At 54.9% G+C, this 20,037-nt stretch carries 15 protein-coding genes; 11 read left to right on the top strand and 4 right to left on the bottom strand.

Features of this window, described 5'->3' with window-relative positions:
- The first annotated feature begins 112 nt into the window (after positions 1-112).
- Positions 113-1,084, top strand: coding sequence for a tripartite tricarboxylate transporter substrate binding protein (locus tag W822_RS30275; protein ID WP_024004323.1), 972 nt, complete (start codon positions 113-115; stop codon positions 1,082-1,084).
- Between the two features lie 62 nt (positions 1,085-1,146).
- Here W822_RS30275 and W822_RS30270 read toward each other — a convergent pair whose 3' ends face one another.
- The 3 genes from W822_RS30270 to W822_RS30260 form a co-directional block, all read right to left on the bottom strand.
- Complete coding sequence (locus W822_RS30270; protein ID WP_024004322.1) at positions 1,147-2,493, bottom strand: NAD(P)/FAD-dependent oxidoreductase; 1,347 nt, start codon at positions 2,491-2,493, stop codon at positions 1,147-1,149.
- Between the two features lie 145 nt (positions 2,494-2,638).
- A complete protein-coding gene (locus tag W822_RS30265; RefSeq protein ID WP_024004321.1) occupies positions 2,639-4,243 on the bottom strand; it encodes a thiamine pyrophosphate-binding protein in 1,605 nt (534 codons plus the stop codon).
- Positions 4,244-4,340: 97 nt separating this feature from the next.
- Positions 4,341-5,333 carry a Bug family tripartite tricarboxylate transporter substrate binding protein gene (locus W822_RS30260; protein ID WP_024004320.1) on the bottom strand — a complete coding sequence of 331 codons (993 nt, stop codon included), beginning with the start codon at positions 5,331-5,333 and terminating at the stop codon, positions 4,341-4,343.
- Positions 5,334-5,727: 394 nt separating this feature from the next.
- On the opposite strand from W822_RS30260, the gene W822_RS30255 reads away from it, so the two are divergent.
- The 7 genes from W822_RS30255 to W822_RS30225 are packed head-to-tail and all read left to right on the top strand — an operon-like array spanning position 5,728 to position 13,649.
- The gene (locus W822_RS30255; protein ID WP_024004319.1) at positions 5,728-6,732 is read left to right on the top strand and encodes a Bug family tripartite tricarboxylate transporter substrate binding protein; all 1,005 of its coding nucleotides are present in this window, start codon (positions 5,728-5,730) and stop codon (positions 6,730-6,732) included.
- A gap of 28 nt (positions 6,733-6,760) precedes the next feature.
- Positions 6,761-7,741 carry a Bug family tripartite tricarboxylate transporter substrate binding protein gene (locus W822_RS30250; RefSeq protein ID WP_024004318.1) on the top strand — a complete coding sequence of 327 codons (981 nt, stop codon included), beginning with the start codon at positions 6,761-6,763 and terminating at the stop codon, positions 7,739-7,741.
- Between the two features lie 21 nt (positions 7,742-7,762).
- Positions 7,763-8,539 carry an enoyl-CoA hydratase/isomerase family protein gene (locus W822_RS30245; RefSeq protein WP_024004317.1) on the top strand — a complete coding sequence of 259 codons (777 nt, stop codon included), beginning with the start codon at positions 7,763-7,765 and terminating at the stop codon, positions 8,537-8,539.
- Between the two features lies 1 nt (position 8,540).
- Positions 8,541-9,755 (top strand): acyl-CoA dehydrogenase family protein, encoded by a 1,215-nt coding sequence (locus W822_RS30240; protein ID WP_024004316.1) that lies wholly within the window; start codon positions 8,541-8,543, stop codon positions 9,753-9,755.
- Positions 9,756-9,759: 4 nt separating this feature from the next.
- A complete protein-coding gene (locus W822_RS30235) occupies positions 9,760-10,857 on the top strand; it encodes an acyl-CoA dehydrogenase family protein (RefSeq protein WP_024004315.1) in 1,098 nt (365 codons plus the stop codon).
- Positions 10,854-12,965: an acetate--CoA ligase family protein gene (locus tag W822_RS30230; RefSeq protein WP_253272242.1), complete on the top strand. Its 2,112-nt coding sequence runs from the start codon at positions 10,854-10,856 to the stop codon at positions 12,963-12,965. Before W822_RS30235 ends, W822_RS30230 begins: the two co-directional genes overlap by 4 nt.
- A 45-nt stretch (positions 12,966-13,010) precedes the next feature.
- Positions 13,011-13,649 (top strand): TetR/AcrR family transcriptional regulator, encoded by a 639-nt coding sequence (locus tag W822_RS30225; RefSeq protein ID WP_024004313.1) that lies wholly within the window; start codon positions 13,011-13,013, stop codon positions 13,647-13,649.
- On the opposite strand, the gene W822_RS30220 is transcribed toward W822_RS30225, so the two are convergent.
- Positions 13,632-15,305 (bottom strand): ABC-F family ATP-binding cassette domain-containing protein, encoded by a 1,674-nt coding sequence (locus tag W822_RS30220; protein ID WP_024004312.1) that lies wholly within the window; start codon positions 15,303-15,305, stop codon positions 13,632-13,634. The genes W822_RS30225 and W822_RS30220 overlap by 18 nt on opposite strands.
- A 368-nt stretch (positions 15,306-15,673) precedes the next feature.
- On the opposite strand from W822_RS30220, the gene W822_RS30215 reads away from it, so the two are divergent.
- From W822_RS30215 to W822_RS30205, 3 genes are all read left to right on the top strand, one after another.
- Positions 15,674-16,180, top strand: coding sequence for an RNA polymerase sigma factor (locus W822_RS30215; RefSeq protein ID WP_024004311.1), 507 nt, complete (start codon positions 15,674-15,676; stop codon positions 16,178-16,180).
- A gap of 117 nt (positions 16,181-16,297) precedes the next feature.
- A complete protein-coding gene (locus W822_RS30210) occupies positions 16,298-17,356 on the top strand; it encodes a FecR family protein (RefSeq protein ID WP_024004310.1) in 1,059 nt (352 codons plus the stop codon).
- A 221-nt stretch (positions 17,357-17,577) separates the two neighbouring features.
- Positions 17,578-20,034, top strand: a complete 2,457-nt coding sequence (locus W822_RS30205; RefSeq protein WP_051401621.1) for a TonB-dependent receptor — start codon at positions 17,578-17,580, stop codon at positions 20,032-20,034.
- The last annotated feature ends 3 nt before the right edge of the window (positions 20,035-20,037 follow it).

Here is a 20,037-nt window from a genome sequence, read left to right as displayed (position 1 = left end):
AATGAATTAAATTTAATGACATGATGTCCCTGTGAAATCGAACTAGAATGAACAAGCTTGCGGATTACCCAGCCATTTAATGACATTAGAATAATTTTACGGAGACAACACAATGAATAACCCATCCTGCCTGCGCCGCTTCCTGTTAGCCACTGCACTGATTTTACCCTTGACCTGTTACGCGCAGTCTTTTCCTGATCGCGCTGTCAAACTGGTCGTACCCTATGCGCCGGGAGGAAGCGCGGATATAGCGGCCCGATTGATATCCGATGATTGGGCAAAAGCTCTGGGTCAGCCATTGGTGATTGAAAACAAGGCTGGCGCAGGCGGCAACATCGGCGTCGATCTGGTCAGCAAGGCAAAACCTGATGGATATACCATAGGCCTGCAAACGGTCTCCCTGGCGATCAATCCCGCTCTATATCCGAACATGCCCTACGATACGCTTGCCGATCTTGCTCCCATCGGCATGGTGGCGACATCCCAGCATGTGCTTGTTGTCAACAACGATCTGCCAGCCAAAAACGTCAGCGAGCTGATTCGCGACGCCAAGGCCTCTCCGGGGAAAATTCAGTATGGCTCGGCAGGCACCGGAAGCACCTTTCATATGGCGGCCGAATTATTCAAATCCATATCGAAAACAGACATCACCCATATTCCCTATCGGGGCGGTGGTCCGGCGCTGTTAGATACGGTCGGCGGGCATGTCGAGTTGAGTTTCCCCGTCCTGTCGGCCGCCCTGCCACAGGTGCAGGGCGGGAAATTGCGGGCACTGGGAGTAACAGGCCCGGCACGCTCTGCACTCATGCCGGAGGTTCCCACAATCGCGGAGTCGGGATTGCCGGACTATCGTTTTGAGACCTGGTTCATGGTATTTGCTCCCGCCGGCACGCCGCAACCCATTCTGGAAAAGTTAAACAGCACGCTCAATGCCAGCCTGAATCAACCGGAACTGAAGGCACGCATGACCCGAGAGGCGTTTGACCCCGCACCTTCGAGCATCGACGGCGCCCGCAAATTGCTGGCCGACGACATGAAGAAATGGGCCACGCTCATTAAGGAGAGCGGCATTAAGGCCAATTGAGACAGATGAGAAGGCTACATGACCAGGGCAGTTGTCTTACGCCACACCTACTGACCTTGTATTCAAAGCGACGTCCCCAGCCGGATGGCACTCCCATCAGTAAAACGGGAAAAGCGAAAGCGATGAAGGTTGTACCCTGTTTCGTTTCCCAGGATCAGGTTTGAAATAACGCGACCCATTCCCGGACCGATACCGAATCCATGGCCACTCATCCCTGTCGCAACAAGTAGACCGGGATGCGTGGGTACCCAATCAACGATAGGGACAGTATCGGGCATGATATCAATCATCCCGGCCCAGCATTTTTGAAAACGAACTTCCCCGGCTTGTGGAAAAAGTCGCTGAAACCCATGCGCGATTGATTTGAGGTCAGACACATCGGGAGCGGGGTTAAGTACGCGCATTTTCTCAAACGGACCTGGCACATCTGGCGTCCAGTCCCGTGGCGTCGTCCAGCCGTCGGGATACCCGGGGGGCGCCCGAAATGCATAACGGGTTCCCAGCGGATCGGCTCTGAGAGCCGGAAAATATTTTGCTGCATGCCGAAAGGCGTCCGGCCCCAGATAAAGCCGGTGGCTACCTGCGGGCGCCAGCGTGTAGCCCCCATCGAGTCTGCGCCGAAAAGCAATATGCTTTTCGACGGCGGCGCCGTCATGAAACTCCGGCATGGGCTGTGTTGCCGCGACAGTCGCTTTAACCGACAGTTGGGGAATGGTAATATCGTGCTTTCTCAAAAAGAGTGAAGACCAGGCGCCCCCTGCCAGAACAACGGCCGACGTTGCGATATGCCCCTGCTCACTCCAGACGCCAGCGGTTCGTCCTGCTGCAATGTCCAGCATCCTCGCCGCGCAGTTCTCTATAATTCTTACTCCTTTGCTGCGAGCCAGCCTGGCCAGGGCAGGAACAGCCAGAGACGGCTCTGCACGCATATCTGATGGCGTTATCATTGCGCCTTTGAACGTGCCCGTCATGTTTTTTATCTGCTTCGAAACGTCGCCAGGATTCAGAATCCGGGTGTCCAAATCATGCACAGCAGCAATCTGCATGAATGCTTCAAACTCGGCCATTTCCTTGTCAGAGCTTGCCAGGTAGGTCACGCCTGTTTGCCGAAGGCCGATCTCTTCTCCACATTCCTGTGCCAATTGCGGCCATAGGCGGGCTGCTTCGATCATGATGGGCAATTCGTCTTCATCTCTGCCCTGCTTGCGAATCCACCCCCAGTTCCGTGAAGACTGCTCGGCCGCAACCCGGCCTTTCTCCAGCACCGTGACCGACTGGTTATGCTGTGCAAGATAAAGTGCCGTTGTTATCCCGATAATGCCGCCGCCAATAATCACGACATCCGACGATTTCGGCGGCGGAGCGGCATAAACAATGGGGTCGTTTTCAGAAAAAGGGAATGCGTTCACGTGTGGACTTTCATATTGATTGCAGATGGCCGACTTTCCTGCTTGATAGATAGAGTACGCATAGAAAGCCCCGATACACTCATGCAATTATAGCGCTCCTGCAAACGCTCAAATCCCCGGATACGTTCTATATGCCACCTCATGTTCAAAAAACAGGTGCTGCTTTTCCCTCCATCCTTATATTAATGCACGTCGCGCTACGATTACCGGCCGCGCTGTCGAATATCTCGTCCAGCTGATCCACGCGCTCCACAAACGCACCCTGAGCGCCAAGCGCAGAAGCCAGCTGATCGTATCGAGCCTCTTCGCTCAAAGTACATCCATACAATCGATCAGAACCATACTCTCGCATCTGGATCATATACTCTGCGTTCCAGCGGGAATCATTTCCGACAACGGCAATAAATCGGGCTTTTTCCCTTGCGGCGGTTTCAAACTCTGTACTATGAAATCCCGCCGTGCCGTCGCCCATCATGGCAACAATCGTCGCTTCGGGCCGAGCGATGCTGGCTGCGACCGCATAACATAAAGCGCCGCCAATAGCACCAGACAATCCGTTGATAATACGCGTTGGCGCCTGGCACAATGCCTGCGCCCATTGGCCGAACTCTCCGCCATCGCATATCAGGATAGGGTCTGCTGCATCATTCAATATTTTTTGAACCGCCTGGCATATGGATTCGGGTCCGGGATTATCACTATTATCTTCAGGCGAAGATTTCAGTGTCCTGTTTGAAATGGCACGATCCACCTCATCCAGCCATGCCTGACGATTCTGCGAAGATGCAAGATCAGCCAGACTGCGCAATGTTTCATCTGAATCTGCGACCGCATGCTTATACAAACGTGTCCCCAACAGGTTCCTGGCGCGTTCGATCATTGTTTCATCGGGATCGATGACTATGATCTCTGCATCCGGACTCATCCCCGCCGGTCGACCAAAACCCAGAGTGAAGTCCAGTGTTTTTCCAACCAGAACGATCAGGTCGGCTTTCTTCAGTACCTCCGGGAAATGTCCAAGAGACGGGTCCTTCAGGCCGCGTGGGCTTTCCATGCAAATAAGTGGGGCTTGCAAGCGCTCTGATACCTGCTTTCTTAAGTCAGGCGATCGACTTGCATTATTCATCGGTCCCAGCAGTACCAATGGTCGTTCTGCCCTCGATATTCGCGCTGTGATTTCCTGGGCATCGGCCTGTAAAAGAGACTGAACAACCCGGCAAGGTTTTTGCCTTCGCTTTACTTTGCCGATATCCACTTTTTCCTGCAGCAGATCAAACGGCATGGCGATGTGAACGGGTCCGGGCCTGCCGGATAGCGCCAGTGTAATTGCAGATGTGATGTCTTGATCGATCTCTTCGGAACGGCTCAGGCGCAAGGATTTTTTTACTAGCTTTTCTGTCACCCCAATCTGGTCCAGTTCCTGAAACGCCCCCATGCCGTCCTGAGAAATGGGTGAATCGCCTGAAAGCAGCAAAATCGGACTCTCTGCAAGCCGCGCAGAAAACACCGGTGACAGACAATTGGTAATACCCGGTGCTGCAGTGACCAATGCAACACCAATCTGGCCGGTCAATTGTGCCCACGCATCCGCCATATAAACGGCAGCCGCTTCGTGCCGGACATGAACGATACGGATATTCGCATCGATACAAGCGTCGTAAATGGGCATAATCTGGTTGCCCGACAGACTGAAGATTGTTTTAACACCCGCGCGTTGCAGCGCGTCAGTAACACGATGAGCACCCAGCATAAACACATTTACCTTGAATAAATAAACGATGTCTGCCCGACATGAACTGACATCATAAAGCTCCCGAACACCTGAATGAATGTTTTAATCTAACATATCACATTGGATTTATATTTTGATCCTCGATTATTGTCTTCCAGGATGCAGACTCGCTGATGACCTTCTTCGTCATAAAACCGTGTCCCTGCGTTGCTGTGGTCAATCCAAGATCCTTAAATTTTTTCTGCATCCGTTCCGAGGACATTGCCGTGTTAATGCCCTGTTCCATTTTTCTCACAATGTTATCTGGCGTGCCTTTCGGAACAACCACGCCAAACCATCCCTGGGAATCGAATTCTTTATGAAGTTGTTCTTTGACTGTTGGCACATCAGGAAGCGCAGGCGAACGCTCACTACTGGTAACGGCAATGGTTTTTACGTCACCGGATTGGATAAATGGCAACAGCGCAGCCAGGTTTCCCGTAACGACCTGGATTTGACCGGCAATCAAGTCCGTTAACGCCAATGTTTCGCCACCATAGGGGATGTGCGTCATCTTAATATCGGTCATGTGCATCAGCATTTCAGATGCCATATGCGTCTGACTACCAACACCAGACGAACCGAAATTGACAGCTGATTTTTTTGTCCGGATATAAGAGAGTAGCTCTGCGAGATTATTGGCAGGGATTTTTTTGTTTACCGCCACAACAAACGGACCGGTGGAAACAATGCTGACATTCTTGAAATCGCTTACATGATATGGAAGATTTTTATATAAATTGGGATTGACTGTCAGCATGCTGCCGGAAACCATTAACATCGTGTATCCATCCGGCCTGGCGCGAGCTACCTGTAAGGCTGCAACGGCCCCGCCTGCGCCCACCCTGTTTTCCACGACGATCGTCTGATTCCATTGTTCACTGAGCTCCTGGCTCAACACACGGGACAGAATATCAGCTGTCCCGCCTGCGGGGAAAGGAGAGATGAGGCGTACCGGCTGAACAGGCCAGTCGCTTGCCAGGGCTGGTACACAAATCAGCAGCGAGCTTGTACAGGCGAAGATACCAAGACAAACAAGTCGCTTAAAAAATCGGATTACTTTGCACATCTTTGCCTTCTCCCTGAATTATTTTTGAATAAATCAATCCGGATCCAAAGCAAAAGGCACTGTCTTTTCAAACATGGACGGTCGTGCTGCCACCTTTTGATGCTGTTTATTATTATTTAAAGATAATGCAAAGTAAAAGCAAAAATATTTTCACTTGTTAAAGATATATTTTAAATATCACGTCTGATCAATTTGTCGTTTCGACGACAACATGACCTTGCGTTGCCGTTGGTGTCGAGCCCCCCGATGCGTTAACTCCCGTTGCGAATCTGAATCCGGGTTATTACCAATTTGATCCCCTTTTTCCCATCTGTATAGTCTTACAAAAATAACTAAACGATCGTTCGGTAACTTCAAATTCAATAAGCGGTACTTTTCTCATTCAGGAGACAGAATGAAAAAATGGATGCTTGTATTTGCTGCATTAGCGGCATCAGTTGGGCCGCAGCTGTCTGCCGGGCCGCAGCTGTCTGCCCTGGGTGCGGATTCCGGCTTCGCTGACAAGGCAATCCGGCTGATCGTGCCATTTGCACCAGGCGGCGGGGCGGACACCGGCGCGCGCAGATTTGCGCAGGCGTTCGCGGAAAAAATCGGTCAAAGCGTGATCGTGGAGAATGTCCCGGGCGCAGGGGGCACGCTGGGTGCCGCCCGGGTTGCCCATGCCGCCCCCGACGGCTATACACTGCTTTACACGACACCAGGCCAGCAGATGACCGCGCCCTATCTGATTGCAAACCTGCCGTATGATCCGCTAAAGGACCTGCGCGCCGTCAGCAAGCTGACTGCCGGTGTCAACGTGCTGGTGGTGGGCAAAGACTTCCCGGCGTCTTCCATCCAGGCATTGATCGCCTACGCAAAAAGCCACCCCGGAAAAGTGAATTTCGCCAGTTCAGGCATCGGCTCAACCAGTCATCTGGCGGGCGAACTGTTCAAGAAAATGGCCGGTATTGACATCGTTCATGTACCGTACAAAGGATCCTCGGTTGCTGCTTCGGATGTGGTTGCCGGCCGGGTCCAAATGTCCATTGATACCCTGAGCGTCTACCTGCCCTATATCCGATCAGGCAAAGTCAAAGCGCTGGGCGTATCTACCCCCGAGCCCAACCCCATTGCGCCAGAGATCAGGCCCATTGCCGATGCGCTCAAGGGATTCGATGCCTCGCCCGTCAACTATATAACCGCCCCCGGCGCGACGCCGGATGCCGTGATCAGCCAACTGAACAGACTGATCAATGCGGTGGCATCCGACAAAAAACTGCAGGCGGCATTCGCCTCTACCGGTTCAATCCTGGGCGGAGATACACCACAGGAAATGGAAGCGCTCGTACGCAGCGAGCAGAAGCGCTGGAAAGAAGTCATCGACAGTGCAGGCATTGCCGTGACGCGCAAAAACAATTGAACGTAACCCTTTTATCGGACCACCCAGCATGAGAAAACAGCTTATCAGGATAAAACTCGCGTTTGCAGTACTATTGGCCGCAAGTGCCCTTCCGGCACAAGCACTGGCAGAGGCACAGGCATATCCGGACCGTCCCATCACACTTATTGTGCCGTATTCTCCCAGCGGCGTGACCGACGCCTACGCCCGCTCCATCGGCGACTATCTGGGGCGCTTGTGGAACACGCAGGTCATTGTCGAGAACAAAGGGGGTGCCGGGACCATCATCGGCACCCAGCACGTCAGCCGCGCCAAGCCCGACGGCTATACCTTGCTGCTGACCAGCTACGCCTACACATCCAACCCTATCCTCAGAAAAGACCTGCCCTACGATCCCGCTTCATTAACGCCGGTCATGCTGCTGGGCAGCAGTCGCAGTATGCTGGTTGTTTCCAGCAAGAGTGATCTGCATACCCTGAAAGATGTGATCGCCAAAGGGAAAAAAGCACCTGGCAATCTGAAATTTGCCTCATCCGGCAATGCATCGAGCCCGCATATTGCAGCTGAATTATGGGCCAAAGAAGTCGGCGTGAGCATCACCCACATTCCCTACAAAGGCACGGGGCCGGCCATGAACGATCTGTTCGGCGGACTGGTCGACGGCATCTTCGACGGTCCCAGTTCGATCGCCAATGTACACGCAGGTCGCCTGCGCGCGCTCGGTATTGCAAGTGAAACCCGACATCCTGCCGCACCTGAGGTTCCCACTTTCAAGGAGCAGGGTATTGACCTGGTCTTTGGCAGCTGGTTCGGTTTCCTGGCACCCGCCGGAACACCCAAACCCGTCATTCAAAAAATCAACGACGGATTGAACAAATCACTTTCGGATCCGAAAGTGAAGGCTGTACTTGATGCTGCAGGCCTGTTTATCGTCGGCGGCACACCCGAAGAATTCGCCTCGTTTCTGGACCACGAATCAAACCGCTTGCAGGGTTTGGTCGATAGTGGCGTGAAACTTCTTGTTAAATAACTAACCATGGATACTAAACAGATGACCCTGAAGTTTATTGAAGTCGAACATCAAAACGGCGTGGCAATCGTTTACCTGAATCGCCCTCCCGTCAACGCGCAACATGCCGATCTGCGCGCCGAACTGATCAGCGTATTCGATACATTCAACGACGATGATAATGTGCGCTGTGTTGTACTCACCGCGCACGGAGATATCTTCTCTGCAGGAGCCGATATTTCGGAACGGCCGGCAATCAAGACACGCGGTCCTGGCGCCTACTGGAATCACAACCGTCTGGTGCGCGAATCGGCGCTTGCGATCTCTGACTGCAGCAAGCCGGTGATCGCAGCGGTAAACGGGCCAGCGCTGGGAGCCGGTTTCGGCCTGATGGCGGCGTGCGATATCTGGATTGCTTCTGACAATGCCTATATTGCCATGCCCGAAATCAATGTCGGGCTGGCCGGTGGCACCGCATTGCTGCAGCGTATTTTTGGCAAATCCCGCGCGCGGCGCATGTTCTACACCGGCATGAAAGTGACCGCCGACGAGCTTTATCGGCTGGGGCTGATCGAAGCGAGCCTGCCGCGTGATCAGCTTATGCCCTATGCCCTGGCGCTTGCAGAAGAAATCGCCGGCAAAGCCCCCCTGGCCTTGCAATATGCAAAGCAGGCCGCGCAGGTCACGCTCAATATGCCGCAACGCGAGGGCTATCGTTTCGAACAGAATATTACTGTGGCCCTGTCAGATACAGAAGACGCCAGAGAAGCGCAGCAGGCATTCCTCGAAAAACGCGTACCGCAATACAAGGGAAGGTAACATGCAGCAAGCTTTGAACGAGCATTACCTTGCCTTGCCCGCAGGTGCAGACGATGAAGACGCACGCTACCAGGCCTTCCGCGATGAAATCCGCGATTTCGTGCGACAGCATTGCCCGGCGGATATCCGGGAAAAAGTGAGAAGCGGAGAAAAAATCACGCGCGTGATATACAGCCGCTGGCAACACATTCTTCACAAGCAGGGCTGGGCCGCGCCCGGCTGGCCGACCGAGTACGGCGGTACCGGCTGGGACCTGCGCCAGCGCATGATCTTCGAGGAAGTGATCGCCGATCACGATTGTCCGCCGCTTTATCATCACGGACTGGGTCATATCGGTCCTGTGATCATGCAATTTGGCACACCCGAGCAAAAGCAAACCTATTTGCCACGGATCCTGGATACATCCGACTGGTGGTGCCAGGGCTATTCTGAGCCGAACTCGGGCTCAGACCTCGCCTCATTGCAGACACGTGCTGAACGCGACGGCGATCATTATGTGGTCAATGGCCAGAAAATCTGGACCTCGCACGCGCACGAAGCCGACATGATCTATCTGCTGGTGCGCACTTCACACGAAGCCCGGAAGCAGGAAGGTATTTCCCTTCTGCTTGTGGATTTGAACACCCCGGGCATTACCATCAAGCCCATCGAAACCATCGATGGCTGGCACCATGTCAATGAAGTGTTTTTCGAGAACGTCCGTATTCCGGTCGAGCGACGGGTCGCAGAGGAGGGTCGCGGATGGCAATGCGCCAAGTATCTGCTGGAAAGGGAACGCGTACCGCCGGCCAGTGTCGGGCAGCTTGTGCGGCAGTGGCGCAGGGTAACGCATCTGCTATGGGAAAACCGGCAGGCCAGGCAGACCAGTCACGACTATGCCGCGCTGGACCGGAAAATGTTCATACTGGCGGCAAAGATCAAAGGTGCACGCGCAATGCTGGCCGATGCCATTGACGACATGATGGAAAAAAAGCCCCTGGGCGCCAAGCCCTCGGCCTTGAAACTGTTGTGCAGTCAGATTGCACAGGCGCTGAGCGAAGTGGCGCTGCGACTGACCGGGCCCGCGGGCAGTCAGCAGTTCCTGACTGACGCGGCAACCTCGACCGAAGAGGGCATCTGGCTGCAGAACTATCTGTATTCCCGCTCAAAAACCATTGCCGGCGGCACCACAGAAGTCCAGCGAAACGTTGTTGCACGCGAACTGTTTGGAGCATAAGCAGATGGGATTCGAACCAATCACAATCTTTCCGGGCGAACTGCTTGAAGGCGCAGAACGCCTTGCCAGGGACACTAGTGCTAATAGTGCCCCCCTGCCGGCATCGATCATTCGGGACATGGGCTGGAGCAGCACGCTTATCGCCGAAAAACACGGCGGCTATGGCGGCAGCTTCAACGATATCGGCGCCGTGCTTGAAGGCCTGGCCTCGCGTGCAACCAACCTGCCCGTTATGACGCGCTGTTGTATCGTGCCGGGCATGCTGATGGCCGCAACTGAAACAGAAGCCATCCGTACCTGCCTGTCGCGCATTGCAGAAGGCGCGATCTGCGTGGAACTGGCGGGTCCGCTCAACCGGTACGACGATGCCGCTGTCCCCCGGCTTTCTCCGACAGGCGGTGGCTGGCGCCTGACAGGCACGCTCGACGCAGTCGAGTGGACTGCAGATTGCACGCATCTGCTGTTCTGCGCGCGCAATACCGTCGATAACACACCCTGCGTGATTATCCTGGAGACAACACAGTTGCCGGAACCGTCGACCGCATTTTCGACCGTGGAACGGCGCCAGGTCAAACAGATTGACTTGCCCGACCTCAAACTTGACAGCAGTGCCGTGCTGGCCGACGGTGACAGCGCCCAGGCAATGAGCCGGGCCGGATGGGCGCTCGCGCAGGCGGCGATCGCCGCCGACATGGTGTGCACCATGAACAACATGCTGGCCGAAACCATCCGCTATTTGCAGGACCGCAAGCAATTTGGCCAGCCGCTGGCGCAATTTCAGGTGCTCAGGCACGATGTAGCCCGGCTCTATGTCGACTTTGAAACCTGCAAGAACCTGCTGATGTCATCACTGCGTTCGCTGGACGCCGGCGGTTTCGATGATCAATGCCTGGCCGCTTTTGATCTGCTGGGCCTGTATATGCGCGAACAGGCCGTCGAGTTCGCGCAATCGGTTATCCAGTTACACGGCGGCATGGGCATGACCCGCGAAACACTGGCCGCAAGAATGGCGTCCCGGCTGATCGGCCTCGCATTCCGGTATGGAGATGCGTATGCCCATACCAGGGCATTGTCTGAATTTCAAAATGGCAGTCAACAATGAGTCACGTACAGATGGATGTCCATCCTTTGAATCATCTTTTCAATCCCGATTCTGTTGCAATTATCGGCGCGTCGTCAGATCCAGGCAAACTGGGCGGCCGGCCCATCCGATTCCTGCTTGAAGCCGGCTACGAAGGCGCCATTTATCCGATCAACAAGCGGGCCGATACGGTTCAGGGACTGAAGGCCTATCCGTCTCTGGCCGACATCCCGGGCAAAGTGGACCAGGCCATTATCATTGTCCCGGCTCCGGCGGCGTTGGCAGCCTTGCAGGAATGCATTGCAAAGAACATCAAAATGGTCCAGATCCTCAGCTCGGGCTTTTCCGAAGAAAATGCCGAGGGTCTCGCCAGGCAGCAGGCACTGGTTGAATTGGCAGCGCAACACGGCGTACGCTTGCTGGGCCCCAATTGCCTGGGTATTGTCAGCGTCCGCAACCGCTATTTTGCGACCTTTTCAACTGCCCTGGAAGCCCTGACGCCGCAGCCGGGCGGGATCAGCTTTGCAACCCAAAGCGGCGCGTTCGGCTCCTGCGCCTACGCCCAGGCCATCCAGCGCGGTCTGGGCATTGCCCGTATCGTCGCGACCGGCAATGAAGCCGATATCGACGTCACCGAATGCATTGACTTTCTGGCGTCCGATCCGCAAACACGCGTGATCTGTGCCGCCATTGAGGGATGCAGGGACGGCAACCGCCTGCGCCGGGCCCTTCTGAAAGCGGCCGCGGCAAACAAGCCTGTCATCCTTATGAAAGTCGGCACCTCCGAGACCGGGCAACAGGCTGTCGCGACCCATACGGGTGCCATCGCCGGCAACGACAGAATATTCGACGTCGTGTGCCAGGAATGCGGTGCCTGGCGGGCCATGTCAATCGAAGAGATGCTGGACATCGCCTACGTATGCACCCAATTGCCACTGCCGACAAACGATCGGGCGAGCATTACTACCGTTTCGGGGGGAATCGGTGTATTGATGGCAGATGACGCCGAGCGTTTCGGCATCACCATTGCGCCGGTTTCCCCTGACCTGCAGCGAAAAATACATGAGGTCGTACCGTTTTTGGTGGGCGTCAACCCGCTGGACACGACGGCGCAGATCGGGGTCATCGAGAAAGGCTTTCAGAAGGTGCTCGACCTTGTGATCCAGGACACCGATTATGCGATTCACTTTGTCTACCTGGCCCAAATTCCGTGCGATCCGGGCCGATTCCTTCCATTGCTGGAAGATTTGACCAGATTCAGAAAACAGTATCCTGAACGCCTGATTGTCCTGGTCGGACCATCGGACGAACGCATGCGCGCGCTACTTGAGCAACAGGATTTGGTGATTTTTTCCGACCCTGGCCGGGCTGTGCGTGCCGTGGCCGCATTATGCGCCATCAAGCGCCGCTGGCAGTCCCTGCATCCGGGACTGCCCAATACCTCCCGGCCCGGCAAATCCAAACCCGACGAAGACAGCCGGACGCTGAATGAACTGCAGGCCAAACGCCTGCTTGCACGATATGGTCTGGCCGTCCCGGCTGAAACATTATGCACAACCGCAAGTGAAGCCGTCGACGCTGCCGATGCCATCGGCTATCCGGTAGTCGCCAAGATTGTCTCGCCGGACATTCTGCACAAAAGCGACTTCGGGGGCGTGCAACTGAATTTGCAAAACTGCGGACAGGTAGAGGCCGCTTTCGCTGCACTGATGAATGCCGCCGCAAAGCAGGATGGCAATCCGCTGATCCAGGGTGTCCTGATCGCGCCGATGATCAAGGGTGGAATCGAAACGATCCTGGGGGTACATCACGATCCCATCTTTGGTTCGATGGTCATGTTTGGACTGGGCGGCGTTGCCGTGGAACTCTACAATGACGTGGCGTTCGCCTCGGTGCCCCTCACTGCAGAACGAGCAGAGCAATTGATCCATTCGGTCCGCGCCTCGAAGCTGCTGACAGGCTGGCGTGGCCAGAAAGCGGTCGATCTGGAGCAACTGAAAGGTGCACTGCTGGGACTGTCGGCATTTGCAGAAGACTGGTCCGATGTGCTGGAAGGTGTGGATATCAATCCATTCGTCGTCATGGAGTCGGGCACGGCTTGCCTGGATGCTGTCATCTCGGTCAGATGAAAAAAATCGCTATAATCACGCCTGAACCTTTACTGAGGCTATTGCATGGCATCCAGAGACCCGGACCGAAGACGAAAAATCATCGAAGCGTCGCGACGTCTGTTTGCGCGATATGGCTACAGCGGCGCCTCCATCAGCATGATCGCTGCCGAAACGGGTCTGACCAAGGCCGCGCTGTACCACCACTTCCCAAACAAGGAAGCCATCTATCGCGCCAGCTCCACAACCGGCATGGACGAACTGCTTTACGAGGTTACCCGCGCCATCTCCGCTGAAAAAGGCACGGCTGAAGACCGTTTACGTGCCTACATGCATGCCTCTGTGCAGCAATATGAGAGAAACCAGGACAGCTGGATGTCGGGATCGGCCATTTTCTGGACCGCAGCCTCGGAAGAAGCACGCGCCCAGATTCTGGAAGTGCGCGACGCCTATGAAAACCTGTTGAAGCAAATCATCCAGGATGGCATCGACGCCGGTGTGTTCAGACAGGACATTGAAGTCAAGCTGTCCAGCAAATTCCTGCTATCGATTGTCAATCAATTGCCCAAATGGTACCGAAGCGGCGGCAAATATAGCGCGACCCAGATTATTGATATTTATCTCGATACCTACCTGGACGGGGTTCGAGCCCGGACGCCGTCCACGCGTAACCCCGCCCGACGATCATCACGCCGCAGTCCGTGACGTAGCCGTCTCCCGCTGGCGCTTGGCCTCTTCCAGCAAATACACCTGGTAATCATCCAGATCACCCTCGAAGTCCGTAATGCCCCCGCGCGACACCAGCCAGAACTCATCGCAAACGGAACGCAATAACGCGCGATCATGACTGACCAGCATGGCCGAGCCTTCGAACTCATTCAAGGCAACGCTCAGCGCCTCGCGGGTCGCCAGATCCAGATGGTTGGTCGGTTCATCAAGCAGCAGGAAATTGGGGCGCTGCCAGACGATCATGCACAACACCAGCCGCGCTTTCTCACCGCCGCTCATGCTGCCTACCGGTTGCTTGACCATATCACCACTGAAATTAAACGTACCCAGGAAATTGCGCAGCCCCTGTTCGCGGCAATCCATGGCGCCCGGACGCAGGCTTGCCGGTGTATCGCGCACCAGTCGTATCATATGCTCCAGTGGTGTGTCTGCCGGCCGCAAGACATCCAATTCCTGCTGCGAAAAGTATCCGATACTCAGGCCTTTTCCGGTAATAATCTCACCCCCGATCGCCTCCAGCGCGCCGGCAATGGTTTTAACCAGTGTCGACTTGCCCTGGCCGTTGGCGCCAAGAATACCGATCCGCTGCCCCGCCAGCACAGTACGGTTCACATTTTTCACAATAACAGTCGGCCCCGGCTGGATCGCGGCGTCATCTGGCGGTGGATAGCCACAGCTGACCTCAGTCATCGCCAGCATGGGGTTGGGCATGCTGAGCGGCTCTTTGAATTCGAACTGGAACTCGGCATCGGCCAGAACGGGTGCAATTTTTTCCATGCGCTCCAGCGCCTTGACACGACTCTGTGCCTGCTTGGCCTTGCTGGCTTTTGCCTTGAAGCGGTCAATAAATTTTTGCAAATGGGCCATCTTTTCCTGCTGCCTGGCGTGTGCCGCCTGTTGCAGCAACATTTGCTCGGCTCGCATGTCTTCGAACTTGCTGTAATTGCCGCCGTAGCGCACCAGTGTTCCGTGGTCAATATGCAGCGTAACATTGGTGATCGCGTCCAGAAACTCACGATCATGACTGATCACGACCATGGTTCCGGCATAATTTTTGAGCCAGGCCTCCAGCCACACGAGTGCATCCAGGTCCAGGTGATTGGTCGGCTCATCGAGCAGCAGTAAATCCGACGGACACATCAGCGCGCGCGCCAATTGAAGACGCATGCGCCATCCGCCCGAAAAACTGTTGACCGGCCGGTCCAGCTCGACCACGCTGAAACCCAATCCCAAAATAAGCGCCTGCGCACGAGACGCTGCATCGTGCGCGCCGGCGTCGTGCAATGCCATATAGGCATGCGCCATGCGCATGCCATCATCGCTGGCCTCGGCTGCCGCAACTTCGGCTTGCGCTGCCAGCAAGACGGTGTCGCCTTCCACCACAAAGTCTGTCGCGCTCTGCTCTGTTTCCGGCATATCCTGCGCCACTTGCGACATACGCCACTGCGCCGGTATCGAAAACTCCCCGCTGTCTTCCTGAAGCGTGCCGTTGAGCACCGCAAATAATGAAGACTTGCCCGCACCATTACGCCCGACCAGCCCCACCTTTTCTCCGGGATTGAGCGTGACTGAGGTGTTTTCAAGCAATACTTTGCTGCCGCGACGCAAGGTCACGTTTTTCAGGATAATCATTGAGGGTAAATCTTCATTTTTCGGTAGAACAAAACCCCGGCCGAAGTCGGCGCAGGTTTTATCCGGGGTGATGGAGTGACGCGCCCGCCGGCTATCTTATTGAAGGCAAGATAACGACAGACAGCCGCGTAAAGGAAGGTGAATTGTAGCAGTAGAAATTCCTTCCAGATGCTTCAGCATGTTGTCACTCAATTGACAACGGCGCCGATATGCTATTGCCGGAAAGCTTTTTTTGCCTGAGAAACCCGTTCTGAGCCCGCAAGAGGGCAGTCCTGGTTGCCCTCTTTAGCCTGAGCGTGGAAGATTCTAAACGGTAATGAGAATTATTGTTATCATACGAGCATCTATCATTTACTCACCAGGCCGGCATGTCTGATTCGCCTTCTTCGTCCAAGGGTTGGCTCGTGTACTATCGCGGGCTGATCGGATCCTGGGCAAAAAACAATTCCCGCTCTCCCGACGCGGAAGATGCTGTTCAGAATTCCGCCCTGAAGATGCTGGGCCAAAGCCAGGAGGCGGTGCTCGATCCCAATGCCTACCTGTTTCGCGCGACCCGCAATCATTTAATCAATGAAGCCAAGCGCCAGGCGAGGCAGCCCGTCACGTCCCTGGAAGCGCTTGCGCAAGACGACCACCCGCTGCTTTCTGATCCGGAAGCCCCTGTCCGCGCGCGTCAATTGGTAAATGCGCTTGAAGCCGCCCTGCAACAACTGCCCCTTAAGAAACGGCAGGTCTTCGTTTATCATCGCCTTGAAGGGTACACGCATCCCGAAATCGCCGCCAAGATGGGCATTAGTCTGAATACGGTGGAACGGTACGTCATGGATGCGACCCGTCATATTCGCGAAAAGTTACAAAATTTCTGCGAAAATTGATCCGGTATTGTGCCGGCATTTTTGTCTTTATGATGACGCCTGTCCCGTCCCCAGTACTCCAAGTCCACCGCCTGTTCCGGCATGGGTTTTGTTCCAAAAGAGATTGCACCATTGGTTATGACTGATTCTGCCCAGCCTGTTGACCCCGATTCATTGCCCGATACCGCCAGTGTTGCGGCGTACTGGTTCGCACGCGAGAGGTCTGGCCGCATGACTGCAGAGCAACGCATGCGACGCGATGCATGGTTGCGGGCCTCGGCAGACCACGTCCTGGAGTACGAGCGTGCCCGGGGGATCTGGAATGCCGCGCGCCTGGTGCCCGCAGAACGGTTGCAGGCGCTGATGAATGAAACGCCAAAAGAGTCCCGGGCCCGCAGTTATGCTTCTTCTGATTCATCATCCAGCATTTACTCCGACCGATCACGTTCTATCAGACCAGGTTTCAGTCGTCGTCGTTTTGCATTCGGTTTTGGCCTTGCCTGTACCGCTGCCGTGGGAATCAGCGTTTATGTAAACCCATCACAGCCGTCATATAGCCTGCAGGTGGCATCTGCTGTGGGACAGTACCGCCAGGTTACCCTTCCGGATGATTCGATTATTGAGCTCAATACGGGAACGCGGCTTTCGGTGAATTATTATCCAGACCGCAGGGAAGTTATTCTGCAGGAAGGTGAAGCGGCCTTTACAGTGTCACCCGATGCAGAACGGCCTTTCTTCGTCGAAGCAGGCGACACCTCAGTCAGGGTCACCGGCACGCGCTTTGGCGTTCGCCGACAGGCACAGGCGGCCAGTATTGCTGTGCTATCTGGAGCCGTGCAGGTCAGGCAGGGACCGTGGTGGAGCCGGGAGCAGGCAGACTTGCGGGCTGGGCAAACGCTCGCACCGGGCACTGGCAATCACTTCACCGTCCTGAGTGCCCAGGACACAGACTCCGTCCTCGCTTGGCGGCAAGGGCGTGTGGTCTTCCGTGATACACCATTGGCCAGCGCCGTCAATGAGATCAATCGCTACGCCAGCCAGCCTATACGCCTCAATATTGCGAATGCCAATTCAATCCGTATCGCAGGCACGTATAGCACCCGCAACATCAACGGCTTTCTTGAACTTCTTCCTGATATTGCTCCTGTCGCCGTGCAGCGACTGGCGAATGGATCAGCCGTGATCGTTCGTAAATAAAATCACAGACTTGCTTTGAAATAAATAATTACACATTTCTCAGGACAAATTATCCGGTATTTCACGCCGGCAGTTGTCTTTATGGCTGAACCGGTCGCTCCAGCAGGTGAGCGACCACCCTGAATCAACCCCATACAGTTGTGAAACGAACGACCCTGCAAGGCAGCGATAGCCAGCCTGGGTCGCTTTCGCTCTCCTGTCCAGCTTTCTGGAAATGACAAGTGTCAAGAAAAAATACTGCCGAGCCCGAAACCCCCGCTTCACATCCATTCTGGTATGCCGGACACGGCCGCTCTGCGCGGAAAATGAAATCCATGATCGCATCCTGGTCACTATGCCTGTCCGCATCGTGGCTTGCGGCGCCGCAAGCTGTTTATGCACAAGACAGCGCCATCCAGATCAGCATCCCCGCCCAACCGCTAGGCGAAGCGTTGATTGCCGTGGCGCATCGTTACTCTCTTGAATTGGCCTATTCCCCTGATCTGGTGCGCGGCCTACGATCATCGAATGTTTCAGGCAATCTGTCTGTCGAGCAAGCTTTGCAGCGCGTGCTGGCGAACACGCCTATTTCCTATCGAATCAGCGGGCGCAACGTGGTACTGCTCAGGCGCCCGGAACCGCGCGTAAACGCAGCCCCCAAGGATGCGCAAGTACTGGCACCTATCGTAGCGACGGCGTCGCGCAGCGATATCGAACCCGAGAATGCCCCGCAGAAAATTATCATTATTGAGCCGGAACAAATCGAACAGCAGTTGGCCATTTCGAGTAATTCTTCGAACGTGCTAAGCAATATGCTGCCTGCCTACACCCCCAGCCGGGACAAGATGAACGGCAGCGGTGAAACGCTGCGCGGCCGCACTCCGCTGATCATGATTGACGGCGTGCCTCAGTCCAACCCCTTGCGCCCGACTGGCCGTGAAGTGCACACCATTGACTATTCGATGGTCGATCATATCGAAGTCATTAATGGAGCGAGTGCATCCAATGGGATAGGTGGAACAGGCGGCGTCATCAATATTATTACCAAAAGCCCGGAGCCCGGCACGCTCAATCAGCATTTTGGCATCCAGGCCACCACACCGACATCACAGCTCAAATCCGAAACCATGAGCTACAAAACCGATTATGGCGTCAATGGACGCGAAGGGCCATGGGAATACCTGCTGGCCGGCAGCTTTGAAAGCCAGGGCCTGGCGCTTGACGGATGGAATAATCCTGTGGGGGCAGATAACACCCAGGGCGACCTGATGAGCTCACGCGCCTATAACATTCTTGCGAAACTGGGTTACTGGATTGATGATAACCAGAAATTGCAGTTGAGCGTGAATCATTACAAAATCAAAGGACGGATGGATTATATCGGTATTGCAGGCGATCGCGAAGCCGGCATTCCGACAACATCTGAGCGAGGAGACCCGGAAGGGCTCGCCCCGCACAACGAAGTCTGGACCTCTGCACTGAAATATGAGAACAGCAATCTCGCGGATACGGGCATCAAGCTGGACGCCATGGTGTTCAACCAGCGCTTCGAAGGGCTGTTTGGCGCCGATAATTCCAAGACCTTCCAGGATCCCTCGATTGCGCCTGTCGGCCAGCTGTATGATCAATCGCGTGCGACTGCAGACAAATGGGGAACCAAACTGAGTCTGACCAAAGACGATCTGTTTGACGGCAGGCTCAAACTGACTGCAGGCTTCGACACTCTGATGGACAAGGGCAAGCAGGATCTTTACTTAACTGGCCGCACCTATGTGCCCGAGTCCAAGTACACCAGTTATGCGCCGTTTGTCATGGCAGAGTTCAAATTACTGGACAATTTGATGCTGTCGGCCGGCTACCGCTACGAAATGGGTCAGCTGGATGTAACCTCCTACCGAACCCTGGCTGCGTATAACAATGCTGCCGTCCAGGGGGGCAAGCTCAAATTCAACGAAGGGCTGTTCAGCGGCGGGCTGGTATACAAGCCGCTGGATAACCTGACCTTCTTTGGCAGTTTTTCCCAGGGCTTTGATATGCCTGATGTCGGACGTGCATTGCGTTCGATCAACTCAGAGGGCCAATCCATTGAGAATTTCCAGGCGCTCAAACCCATCCTGACGGACAATTATGAAGTTGGCATGCGCTATCGGAATGACCGATTCGACATGGACCTGAGCCTGTATCAATCGAATTCGAAATATGGCAATCGTGTTGTCCCCGTCAACGGGCAGTTCCAGCTTGCCCGCCAGAAAACCCGGATCCAGGGACTTGAAGCGGGCCTTGGCGTCCAGATTAATGACAAACATCATGCGCGCATCGGTTATTCCTATATGCGCGGGAAATACGACAGTGATGATGATGGCAGCCTGGACGCAAAACTCGGGGCGCTTAATGTCGCACCCAATCGTATCGTAGCCAGTTGGTCTGCCAAATGGACGGACAAATTCAGCTCATTCTTACAGGTTAACTATGCGTTCAGCCAGAAGTTTGAAGAAAAGGATTCCAACTTCAATGGCTATGCCCTGGTTGATCTGGCATTGAACTATAAATTACCCAAGGGAACAGTCAGTCTGTCTGCATCGAACTTGCTGAATAAAAAATACATCACCTATTATTCGCAAAGTGCGTTGGTTGAGCCCCTGAGATACTTTGCGGGCCGTGGGCGCACCGTGACCCTGGGCTACTCGGTCAACTTCTGATGC

Origin of the sequence: Advenella kashmirensis W13003, from assembly GCF_000506985.1 — a bacterium.
In the GTDB taxonomy this organism is placed as follows: Bacteria; Pseudomonadota; Gammaproteobacteria; order Burkholderiales; family Burkholderiaceae_B; genus Advenella; species Advenella kashmirensis_A.
The sequence above is the reverse complement of the archived record's forward strand: the minus strand, read 5'-3'. Positions and strand labels throughout refer to the sequence as shown.

Bases quoted from the DNA above. Each gene is read 5' to 3' on its own strand.
- W822_RS30275 (WP_024004323.1), top strand. From the start codon at position 113: ATGAATAACCCATCCTGCCTGCGCCGCTTCCTGTTAGCCACTGCACTG.
- W822_RS30265 (WP_024004321.1), bottom strand. From the start codon at position 4,243: ATGCTGGGTGCTCATCGTGTTACTGACGCGCTGCAACGCGCGGGTGTT.
- W822_RS30260 (WP_024004320.1), bottom strand. From the start codon at position 5,333: ATGTGCAAAGTAATCCGATTTTTTAAGCGACTTGTTTGTCTTGGTATC.
- W822_RS30255 (WP_024004319.1), top strand. From the start codon at position 5,728: ATGAAAAAATGGATGCTTGTATTTGCTGCATTAGCGGCATCAGTTGGG.
- W822_RS30250 (WP_024004318.1), top strand. From the start codon at position 6,761: ATGAGAAAACAGCTTATCAGGATAAAACTCGCGTTTGCAGTACTATTG.
- W822_RS30245 (WP_024004317.1), top strand. From the start codon at position 7,763: ATGACCCTGAAGTTTATTGAAGTCGAACATCAAAACGGCGTGGCAATC.
- W822_RS30240 (WP_024004316.1), top strand. From the start codon at position 8,541: ATGCAGCAAGCTTTGAACGAGCATTACCTTGCCTTGCCCGCAGGTGCA.
- W822_RS30235 (WP_024004315.1), top strand. From the start codon at position 9,760: ATGGGATTCGAACCAATCACAATCTTTCCGGGCGAACTGCTTGAAGGC.
- W822_RS30230 (WP_253272242.1), top strand. From the start codon at position 10,854: ATGAGTCACGTACAGATGGATGTCCATCCTTTGAATCATCTTTTCAAT.
- W822_RS30225 (WP_024004313.1), top strand. From the start codon at position 13,011: ATGGCATCCAGAGACCCGGACCGAAGACGAAAAATCATCGAAGCGTCG.
- W822_RS30220 (WP_024004312.1), bottom strand. From the start codon at position 15,305: ATGATTATCCTGAAAAACGTGACCTTGCGTCGCGGCAGCAAAGTATTG.
- W822_RS30215 (WP_024004311.1), top strand. From the start codon at position 15,674: ATGTCTGATTCGCCTTCTTCGTCCAAGGGTTGGCTCGTGTACTATCGC.
- W822_RS30210 (WP_024004310.1), top strand. From the start codon at position 16,298: ATGACTGATTCTGCCCAGCCTGTTGACCCCGATTCATTGCCCGATACC.